This is a genomic window from Vibrio anguillarum (genome assembly GCF_001989995.2).
GTDB lineage: Bacteria > Pseudomonadota > Gammaproteobacteria > Enterobacterales > Vibrionaceae > Vibrio > Vibrio anguillarum.
This window is the reverse complement of record NZ_JAHGUP010000065.1, coordinates 1-9,610: the sequence shown is the minus strand read 5'-3', so window position 1 is coordinate 9,610 and position 9,610 is coordinate 1. Positions and strand designations below refer to the sequence as shown.

At 40.7% G+C, this 9,610-nt stretch carries 8 protein-coding genes and 1 pseudogene; 3 read left to right on the top strand and 6 right to left on the bottom strand.

Annotation, left to right across the window (positions count from 1 at the left end; all coding sequences use genetic code 11):
- Positions 1 to 1,141 precede the first annotated feature (1,141 nt).
- From PL85_RS14375 to PL85_RS18875, 3 genes are all read left to right on the top strand, one after another.
- Positions 1,142 to 2,095 carry a type IV toxin-antitoxin system AbiEi family antitoxin gene (locus PL85_RS14375; protein ID WP_230389537.1) on the top strand — a complete coding sequence of 318 codons (954 nt, stop codon included), beginning with the start codon at positions 1,142 to 1,144 and terminating at the stop codon, positions 2,093 to 2,095.
- A gap of 94 nt (positions 2,096 to 2,189) precedes the next feature.
- Entirely contained in the window at positions 2,190 to 2,342 is a 153-nt protein-coding gene (locus PL85_RS14370) for a hypothetical protein (protein ID WP_157726750.1), read from the top strand.
- A gap of 57 nt (positions 2,343 to 2,399) precedes the next feature.
- Positions 2,400 to 2,621 carry a hypothetical protein gene (locus tag PL85_RS18875; RefSeq protein WP_013868469.1) on the top strand — a complete coding sequence of 74 codons (222 nt, stop codon included), beginning with the start codon at positions 2,400 to 2,402 and terminating at the stop codon, positions 2,619 to 2,621.
- 131 nt (positions 2,622 to 2,752) lie between these two features.
- Here the strand turns inward: PL85_RS18875 and PL85_RS14365 are convergent, their stop codons facing one another.
- The 6 genes and pseudogenes from PL85_RS14365 to PL85_RS14340 all read right to left on the bottom strand — a co-directional run.
- Positions 2,753 to 3,406 (bottom strand): recombinase family protein, encoded by a 654-nt coding sequence (locus PL85_RS14365; protein ID WP_017048851.1) that lies wholly within the window; start codon positions 3,404 to 3,406, stop codon positions 2,753 to 2,755.
- 38 nt (positions 3,407 to 3,444) lie between these two features.
- Positions 3,445 to 3,909: a thioredoxin-dependent thiol peroxidase gene (gene bcp / locus PL85_RS14360; protein ID WP_032082394.1), complete on the bottom strand. Its 465-nt coding sequence runs from the start codon at positions 3,907 to 3,909 to the stop codon at positions 3,445 to 3,447.
- Positions 3,910 to 4,077: 168 nt separating this feature from the next.
- Positions 4,078 to 4,581: a bacterioferritin comigratory protein gene (locus PL85_RS14355; protein ID WP_115339203.1), complete on the bottom strand. Its 504-nt coding sequence runs from the start codon at positions 4,579 to 4,581 to the stop codon at positions 4,078 to 4,080.
- Positions 4,581 to 6,776, bottom strand: a complete 2,196-nt coding sequence (locus PL85_RS14350; protein WP_115339202.1) for a site-specific integrase — start codon at positions 6,774 to 6,776, stop codon at positions 4,581 to 4,583. Before PL85_RS14350 ends, PL85_RS14355 begins: the two co-directional genes overlap by 1 nt.
- Before the next feature lie 14 nt (positions 6,777 to 6,790).
- Positions 6,791 to 9,136 (bottom strand): annotated as a pseudogene (locus tag PL85_RS14345) (hypothetical protein).
- Positions 9,136 to 9,610 (bottom strand): tyrosine-type recombinase/integrase (locus PL85_RS14340; protein ID WP_194573190.1); only part of this gene is annotated, 475 nt, incomplete at its 5' end. The pseudogene PL85_RS14345 and the gene PL85_RS14340, both read right to left, overlap by 1 nt.

Here is a 9,610-nt window from a genome sequence, read left to right as displayed (position 1 = left end):
CATCTAAGCGGAGAAGAGCCATGTTTACCGTGGAGAGATCTTGCACCTTTTCCGCTTTGACCTTAAGCCTTGGATCTGGTGCAGTCAGAATTTCTAAAACTGCCATATTTTCCTTCTATTCTTGGAAGCTCATAACGCTTTCTATATGTCGACTGTCCGTATTTTATGGGCCAATAATGCCTTCTTTCTTTTTAACCTTCAACAATACCAACAGATATGACGGGGTAAATAGCCTTTGCATATAACTTTGACAACACATTGCTTCAGATAACCTTTCGTAGGGGAAAAGCTCATGAACAGATTGTGAATGAGTAAAAGGTCTAGATTACAATGGGGCAAAAGTGCGTTTGCGAAAAAGAGCATTAAATTTTGGGGACGAAATGAATTAGAGAGATTATCAACAACCGGTAAGATCGTTTAGATACAGAGAAATGGATAAATTAGAAGATGGGACCCTGAACGGTTCTATTGAGAATTTTTCGATGGTAAGTTAGAAATGCCGCTGCCATCTCAATGTCACCTTTGTTCCTTACGAACTGACTGTGACCAAGTGCTGCGCGGACCCACATACAAAGTATGCCTCATATTTAAAGACCAAGGGGCGTATGCTTGGTCTGGTGTAATGATAGATAGTATTGAGTACATGGGCAACCGTTAAAGTCTCTGTCTGAGCTCTTTGGATTATGAAGCATTTTAGCCTTCTTTTTCTGCGGTAGTTTATTGCTCAACATCATAAAAATAGGCGTACTGAAAGTTTGAAAGTACGTACTGAAAGTATGAATTAATCCTTTTCCCAAGCACTCATTATTTTTATAAATAATTGATTTTAAATAATAAATACAAATATTGATGGTTCTCACATAAAGTGGGTTTAGCATGACAAAAAATGACCCAAAAATAGAACTAATATATTGATTATTATAATAAAAATATCATTCATCCTATTGTTGTATTCATACTTTCAAGAAATGCGTAGTGAATGTATATTTTTAATCCTACTTATTGATTTTAATGAAATTTCCTCAATAAAACTTACTGCTTTTTTTCATTTTTCTCGAAAGTTTTAAGTTTTTAAGCTATAAAACTCTATAGTTTAACTTTTTTCATGAATCATGAAAAATGCGTGAGGCGTGTATTTACGATGAAACAACTCCATAACGAACCCAATCTTATTGGCTTACCGTCAGAATTCAACGCTGTCTATACGGATGGAAAAATGGGTGGTAGGCCACAGCTTAAAATGACAGTTAATGGTCAGCCGATAACTTTTAATATTTTTTATGCTCATATACATCGTAAAGAAAGTATTAAAAGCTATTTGAAACGACGACCAAAAGCTAACGACATACTTTTCTGTAATCACCTTAGCGATTATCTTAGGCAGTTATGCCATGACTCAAACATCAACTATGCCGATGACTCCGGAAACGTAAGAGTAATGACTGGTGACATATGCATATTCATTGGCAATAGACCTCCGATAAAACAAAATAAATCTCACCAGTTTATGACTATCGGTATCATGAAGTGCTTATTTGCTCTTTTCGCTGAAAAAGGCCTTATCAATGGGACCTATGCGAATATTGCATCTAAAGCGGACATTTCGGTTGGTATGGTTACAAAGGCAATGAAGTACCTTATTGAAAACAACCATATAGTAAAGAATAAACGCCAAAGAAGATTTTTAAATGAGCCTGAGCTGCGTTATGAATGGTTGAAAAGCTATGGTCACATTTTAGCTCGCTATCATCAGGTGACGACTTATCCTCCGGTTGACAATTGGGAAGATATCTTATTGCAGCCAGGAGATGTTTGGGGTGGAGAAGTGGCCGCGACTCAGCTTACAAAATATAACCACCCTCACGAGATACTATTGTTTAGCCGACATCAACCGGTCAAGTACTCTATCGGACATAAAGAGTTACCACCTCTTAAAGTAATAAAGCCATTTTGGGGCGAGTCTTTAAAAATTGGTCAACCTGCGTTGGCATTACTAACTATGGCTGAGTTGCTACTATCTAAGGATGCGCGCAATAGAGAAGTGGCTTATCTTATCAATGATAAATACGGAGAGTTCAACACATTACCTTTGTGAACTTTGCTATGTTAGGAAGTTCAAAACTGACTTTCATAAACATAGGACTAGCAAAAATAGAATCATACTGGCAAATTGGTGAATGGGAGGTTTTATGACCGAGAAACAACGCAGAGCTATCTTGTACCGTGCCGCTCGTAACCGACGAAACGGTTTGCATCTTAAAAGTGACGATCACCTTGAGCGTAGTGTTAAGGAATCACGGCAGTGGCGAGAATCCATTGAATTGAAATCATCTAGAACCTAAACCAAATAAATTTAAGCACTACTGATTAATCTAACACTATAAGCAGGGATAAAATGCATGACTGACCCATACTTAAACTTATTGCCGACATTAGAAGAATTCGAACTGCCAGACGTTCCCTGGAAAGTTGTTGACCCATCATCGTTACCGAAAGCCACTCTTTCAGCATTCGATTCATTTATGAGCGGCTCTAGCGTTCCTCATAGAGTATTCGTTTATAGTCATGACTACTCGCGTTTTTGCATGCTAGTTCGCCGTGGGGATATAACGTTATCTTAGGGTTCGAGTTAATTCATGCGCTGTCTAGCAGCTTATGTATACCATCATCGGTTGGGCCGAACCGGCCTGAATCAAAGATGGGCAAAAACGTGTTTAGTGAAAATTAAGGGACGTCAGACAAACTAGGCTTGTTATGAGAACATGTCCACCTGAAATTCAGCTTTTTTGTTATGAAGCCCACGAGCTTCCAACCAAGAGTAAAATCTACTTCTAGAAATCGATACACCACGTTCGTTTAGTTGCCTAAGAATTTCAGCTTTGGTGGTCTTGGTGTCGAGAAGGTTCAATATAAACGCTGTATGCTCATCAAGCCTTGATTTTACCTTCTGTCCCCTCTGACGGCCAGATGATAGCCCTTTGGCCTTACGTTTAGCGTGACCAGCTTTAGCTCGCTCAGAGCGCTTCTGGGCTTCTACAGCGCTGGCAAAAGACTGCCCAATAACTGTAAAAATGATTTCAGCATTATCAACGTTCTCTGAGCTTATGATGGTGTCGTTGTATGCTAAATGTAGCTCACCGTATGAGGCTATTTGACCAATGGCACCTACTAGCTCCATAACTTTATGGCGACCCAACCGAGTGATATCCGATACAATGATACTTTGTTGAGAGGTGATGAGAGAAAATAACTTCCGCTCACTCAACTCTGTCTTGGTGGCAGACACGTGCTCTTCTATCCAATCCGTTATTTGTATGCCACGTTTAGCAGCGTACGCCTTGATAGCTTCTCTTTGTGATTCGCCATCGGCTCTTTGTGAATCAGATACTCGAATGTAGCCAATCATGCCTGTCCCCAAGTTAAGAGTTAATTGCTTATGGAAGCTTATTTGCTGTTTAGGTAGTCTAATACGACTTCATGGTGCTCTTTGGTCTTGAACTTGTTAAAGACATGCTCAAGGTTACCAGACTCATCAATCAGGAAGCTTGTTCGTACTACCCCCATATTTTCGCGGCCCATAAATTTCTTGAGTTGCCAAACATTGTACTTTTCACAAACAGTGTGCTCTTCATCGGCTAGCAAAGTGAAGTTAAGCTCTTGCTTGTTGATAAAGTTTGTTAATTTTTGCGGTGTGTCTGGGCTGACACCAAGAACAACAACATTGTGGGCATCTAACTCAGCTTTAGTATCTCGTAACCCTTTAGCCTGAACTGTGCAGCCGGGTGTTGAAGCGCGTGGGTAGAAATAGAGCAGTACCTTTTTTCCCTGAAAATCAGATAGCGTCACTGGGTTATTGTCTTGGTCATTTAGGGTAAAATCTGGTGCGATTTGTCCAGCTTCGATTGCCATTGGTTTTGTCCTTATTTTCTCAATTAATGGTATGTGGCGTAGCGTTATTCGCTACGTCCTTTTTAGTGCATTTTTATTATATTAGAGTGTACGTTTTTATCGTTAATTTAGTATCCTGTCTAGTGATTGCACTAAACAGGACGACCTTTGGGGTTATAGTGCTAAAAGCTACTTTGGTTTTCTAAATAGGGGAGTAATAATATTATCTGAACGAGCCGATACGATTTTATCCATTGCCTTTTCTCGCTGACTTTCATGCAGCATTTCCATTAGTTCTTGAACGACCTTAATATGAGTGGCTGCTTGAACAGCTAACGTATCTTTATGGCTTTGAGCTTCGTCGTAATACTCTTTTTTCTTCTTATTTGCCTGTGCTCGCTCACCTTTGAGTGCCTTTATTTCTTTTTGAAGCACTTCAATAGGGGAGTCAGCGGTTTCATCCTGAGCAACTTGTACTTCTAATGATTTATTTTTTATCATTAAAACGACGTCGTTATGCCTTCTGAGTGCGCCAGCGGAAAGGCCCGCTTCTTTTTCAACATTGCTATTGTTGATTTTGAGCTTGCCCTTTCGTGCTTTATTACGCAGCTCTTTCGATGTCAACTTCGCTACATCACCATCCAACAGTCTTTCCAATGCTTTGATTAGCTTATTTTTGGTTATCTGTGACATTATGAAATCACTCCGTATGGGATGAGTAAGTTCTTAACTTCATCAGGGAAAATGACAGGCTCAAAGTCGATACCTAAATCATCCATAATGCGTTCAGCAGCTTGAACTTTTATGTAAGATTCAGAGGCGGTTTGAGGAGTGAGTTCGTTGTTTTCAATATCATAAAGCATGTGAATTTCGGCTTCTTTACGCTTTGCTTCGGCAAATACAGCATCAACGATGTAATCGTTCTTGCAGTCTACACATTCCATCAGGTTAACTAGCGTTCTTAAACCGCAGGTAGTGGAAGTACAATATACCCCTGGGGCAACAGCATGAATGTGGCGGTTTTGAGCTCTAATTTGCTTTTTCCAATAGCTTAGAGAAAGCATGTCATTGTCCACCTTATCTTTGAATAAGTTACGGTCTGTGTTCATCATGCTTTTAGCAAACTCTTTGCCTTTGCCTCCGGCAACACGCTCTTTATTTGCGAGTTTTTTGTAAATTTTTAGATAGACTTGGGCTTTTTGATCGATTCTTTCGTCATCAATGGTATGGGCTAAGTTGTGTTTTAGCTTTCTGATTTTCTGGAATTTGCTGGCGTTTTTGGTGTAATGCCTTGTCATCGCCATAGACACATGGCTGAACTGCTGTTTGAGTTGCGGAAAACTGCAAAGCTCGTATCCAATCAGGTAGTAAGCAAAAGAGCGGCGAAGTTGATGGCCTGTAAATTCATAATTCTTACCCACTTCAAACGATAAGTTTGGGTCAGATGTTTTTAGGTCAAGAATGTCTTCATTGGTTAGCGCAAGTTCTTCGCCCATAGCATTTTCAAACCAAGCTTGAGAATGTTTCCCTAGTTGACACTTAGTTATTTCACTACAGTCCTCTCTTATTTTGTGGAAAAAAGATTGTGAGTCAGGATGCCGCTTTCTTAGTGGTGAATGTAGAGCTTGAAGAACCTCATACGCTTTCATGCCGATTTCGGTAGTGACAAATTCATCTTGCTTTGATTGAGAGCCTTTAGCTGTCTTTGATAGGTTGGCATGTATAACGTGTATCTTCTGTCTTTTTATTATCTCAGTCGTGCAGCCCTGAGCGGTGTTTAGGTCATACATCTCATCGGCTCTCATTCCTGTTCGAGCCATTAAACCCCATAGGCAGCCACCATTGAGCTTTTTAAAAAGCGATTGAGCCTCTTTGAGATTGGTGATGGTCCATTGCCCAATCGTTAGCTTACGTTCGGTATGGAAGTTATCCCTGTAGTCGCTACGGATCTCTGGTTTATGAAGACGTATAAGAGTAAGTGTTTCTTCTTCATTTGGAGAATGAAGCGTTGCAAAGGCGTCTTGAAAAGCAAGTTTGCGCTGCTTATTTCCTTTGTTAGTGCTCCCTAAATACCATTGAATGTCACCGTTTTTAAGTATGGCTTCATCACTGGCAAGATACTTAGCATAACCTTCATACATCTTATCAAAGTATGTGGTGATGTATTCTGCCAATTGCTCTAGCTCATCACGCAGGGCATAAGCTTCATTAATCAGGGCTTCTGACCTTTGAAGACCAAGATAGTAGAGCCTCTGTGGAATAACCTTATGCTGCTTAGATTCTTTTATTGCTAAACCAAAGTCAGAGGCGTTAAGCTTTTTATTTAGGTTAACTTCAAACGGCAAACCTCTGGCTTCTTTGTAAAGGTGATTTAATCCGTTGTAAATTGACTCTCTTTCAAAGTCGATACTGGTAAAACCCGTTAGCACCCAAGTTTCGAGTCGGTCAAAGTCTAAAGCAGACAGCGAATTAAACCCTTCATTTAACAGTGGGGCGATGACTTTTTTTATTTCATTTAATGCATTACTAATAGTGTTAAACGAATGGGCATGAGGTGATAGCCACATCATTTTAAGTAAGAGGGTTTTAAGTTGATTTTTTAGGTTGCGCTCAATGACTTTCCCATCGAGCGTAAAATCTATAGTTTTGATTTCCTTTGGTTTTTGCTCAAAATAAGGTCGTAGCTTTCTCCAAGCGTCATCATCGCCAATTTTGCCTAATGATTCACCCGTAACAGTAAAGCCTATATCAAGGTTTTCGAGTTCATCCCAATCGCCACACTCAGTTGCTGGCTTTAATACGTCCATTAGGTAATTTATATGAGCGCCAACATGTTCTTGTGCTTTAAGAAGCTTGTTTTGATGTTCTAGGTCAGTGAGTTTTATCATGTGAGCCTCCGTAACTATAGGGATAAAAGCGCGTGGTCGATGGAAACTCTTGGGTGACGACCTTGGGTATTAAACCGCTTCATAGCCTCATCGAATATATCGTCACTCGCCCCATCGAGCGTATACTCATACTGTTCAATTTTTTCATGAATATCCCCTTTCGAATCAGGGTACATATCAAGGATTTCCTTAAGAACATCGATGTATGATATGAGCTTATAAATAGCCTCAACGTCATCTGCCGCTTTGGCCGATTGGCACTTGTGACACATATCAAATTCGGCACAAGGTAAGTTGATGCCTAGCGCATAGTTCGTTTCACGTTGTGTGTTCTTACCATCGCTAATGACTTGCTGCCCATTACAAGTTAGCCCGTTGGGGTTAGTTTTAATATTGCCTTCTTCGCGCTTTTTCTTCGCCTCATCGTTTGACAATATCGGGATACCACGCCTTTTCGCTACTATGTCTTTTGCTTGCTCTAAGCTCGTATCATCATCGAGGTTTTCTATGACCTCCACACCCTGAGAGATGATGACCTTATTCAGTGATGAAAGCCCGTTCAGATAACTTCTGTCTAACGTTTCCTTCACGTTTTGGAGTAAGCTTTGAGCCGCTTGAATCCCTCCTTCAGCATAGGCTTGGTTACTGGTCATTTCTCGCCAGCGACTCGATTGAAGAGAGAGGTAGTAATGGTTTGATTCAACAGACCAAGTCCGCATTAGGTCTGCTGAAATAGGGCTGATGCCTTCCCAATCTCTAGGGACGAACTTGCTAATTCTAGTTAAAAGCAGTCGTTCATATTTCTTTGGCTGCTTGTCTGCGTTCTCAGTTGCATATTGCTCAATATCTTTGATTAAAGCCAAATCAGAGGCAGGTACTTTAAAGAAACCACCCATGCCACATCTATAGTTAAAAGAAACGGTAATATTGCCATCACTATTTTTTTCAGAGTAGGTGAGTGGAAGTAAAATACCTTTGAGTGGTAAGTCTGTGTAGCAAGACAAAATACAATAAGCACTATTGGTCGCCCCTTGTACTGCCTTACTCTTGCTGGTTGCCCGTACTTCTTTATAAGCAACGCGGCGACCCAGAGGATTAATCACTTTCTTTAGCGTGATTTTTTGTTGGTTGCGGTAGGCGTAAAACAGCTCTTTAAACCAGGGCAGGTTGCCAGCTCGATACGGAGATAATAGGTGCAGTTGGTTAACGAGCTTTTTATTTAGGACTTGCAAATTAAAGGTATCATTCACGGCGGCGTGATTATTCAAGGTAAACAGTAACTCAGAGCCATCTTCACTGTTGCCGTACAGCTTGGACAGTCGCTCTAGTAACTTAATAAATTTCACCCCACCACGCTTATCAATGTCAAATTGCTCACCCACCAATAGGGCATCGACTGCTTTGTTCGCTCTAGGCTTATAGCTTGAGACCTTTACCACTTGTAGGCTCTTATCTCACTCTTCTGTATGAACCTTAATTGGGTGGGCAAGATCTCGAATGTTGCTGTCATTGAGTGAAGTGAAAAAGCACAACAGATGATAGGCAGCACCCATTGTGAGATTAAAGGCTGCGCCACTATTAACAACGGTGCCACTTTTACTTACATGTGTATTTCGCGTTTCCAATGATGTTGGGATTTGAATCACTTCCTCATGTTCACCAAGGGCAAAAATAAGAGGAAGCGTTTCTGGTAAGGGGATATTGTTTTCTTTGGCAGCAATAAGCTGTGGCGCAACAGTGAAGAATAACGCCTCTAACCGTGTCACAAGAAGCTTTTCTTCCTCATCTGAGTACCCCTTATATGGCGTCTTTTCTCCTGCAAACCCTCTATGAAGCACAGCCCAAGAGGAAGCAGGCACGCCACACCAATCGAGCGCATTACGCAGAGTTGAAAGCATTGTTGGAGCCGCCGATTCTTTAACGCCTAACTCATCACCATGATTGTATTCCCATAGGCGTTTGGAAGGGTTAAACACCTTGATACGATGTCGTAATTCGCCATCGTTGCCAGCAAACTTTAAATAGCCACTTTCCGCAAATGGGCCAACATCTACCGCATCACAAAAAGCAAGATAGGAGCGTAATATTTCGTAGAGCTTTGCGGTAGTGTTTGCTGAGTTACCATTACTGACATATTGGTTAGCTTTCTCGCAAAAGCGCCGAATAAATACGGTTCGACTGTCTACTTTTTCATTTTCTTTGCTACACCCTAAGTGCAATAAATGAGAAACATCGAACTGCTTTGGTCGACTTGAGTCGTTACGTTTATAAGGGATCGTCAGATTCAAAGGAATGATATTTTGAGCGTTGCGCACATGCTTAATGGCTTCGGACCGTCTTGCGATTTTACTTTTCGCCATTACGACCAACCTCCGTTTATTTTGCGGTTTTTGGCCTTGGCCATGCTGATCTGGTCGTCCAGCTTATTCATGTACTTAATGTATTTTTCAGTGGTTGACGTGCATTCATGCCCCATTAGTAGAGCCAATTCATCCATAAGATAGTCATAGCCAACATCACGCTCTTTTGACTCCTTCCAAAGCCAATGAGTGGCAAAGGTAGAACGTAAATCATGAATACGGTAATACCAAGAAGAATCCACTTCGCGTATCTGTTTTCGAAGGTTTGAAAAGTGAGTTTCTAACGTATTGACCGAGTAAGGCGTCCCTTTATTTGAAGTAAACAGGTAATCTATGGCATCTAAAATCACACCTGACTGAACAAGCTCATTGCGTTTGTTTAGGTTTTTTAGTCGTGCGTGACTTTCTTTATATATCTCTAGCTCTTCGTACAGCTCAATGGGAATTTCTACGTTATGTAGTGGCATAGTGAAT

Bases quoted from the DNA above. Each gene is read 5' to 3' on its own strand.
- PL85_RS14375 (WP_230389537.1), top strand. From the start codon at position 1,142: ATGAAACAACTCCATAACGAACCCAATCTTATTGGCTTACCGTCAGAA.
- PL85_RS14370 (WP_157726750.1), top strand. From the start codon at position 2,190: ATGACCGAGAAACAACGCAGAGCTATCTTGTACCGTGCCGCTCGTAAC.
- PL85_RS18875 (WP_013868469.1), top strand. From the start codon at position 2,400: ATGACTGACCCATACTTAAACTTATTGCCGACATTAGAAGAATTCGAA.
- PL85_RS14365 (WP_017048851.1), bottom strand. From the start codon at position 3,406: ATGATTGGCTACATTCGAGTATCTGATTCACAAAGAGCCGATGGCGAA.
- bcp (WP_032082394.1), bottom strand. From the start codon at position 3,909: ATGGCAATCGAAGCTGGACAAATCGCACCAGATTTTACCCTAAATGAC.
- PL85_RS14355 (WP_115339203.1), bottom strand. From the start codon at position 4,581: ATGTCACAGATAACCAAAAATAAGCTAATCAAAGCATTGGAAAGACTG.
- PL85_RS14350 (WP_115339202.1), bottom strand. From the start codon at position 6,776: ATGATAAAACTCACTGACCTAGAACATCAAAACAAGCTTCTTAAAGCA.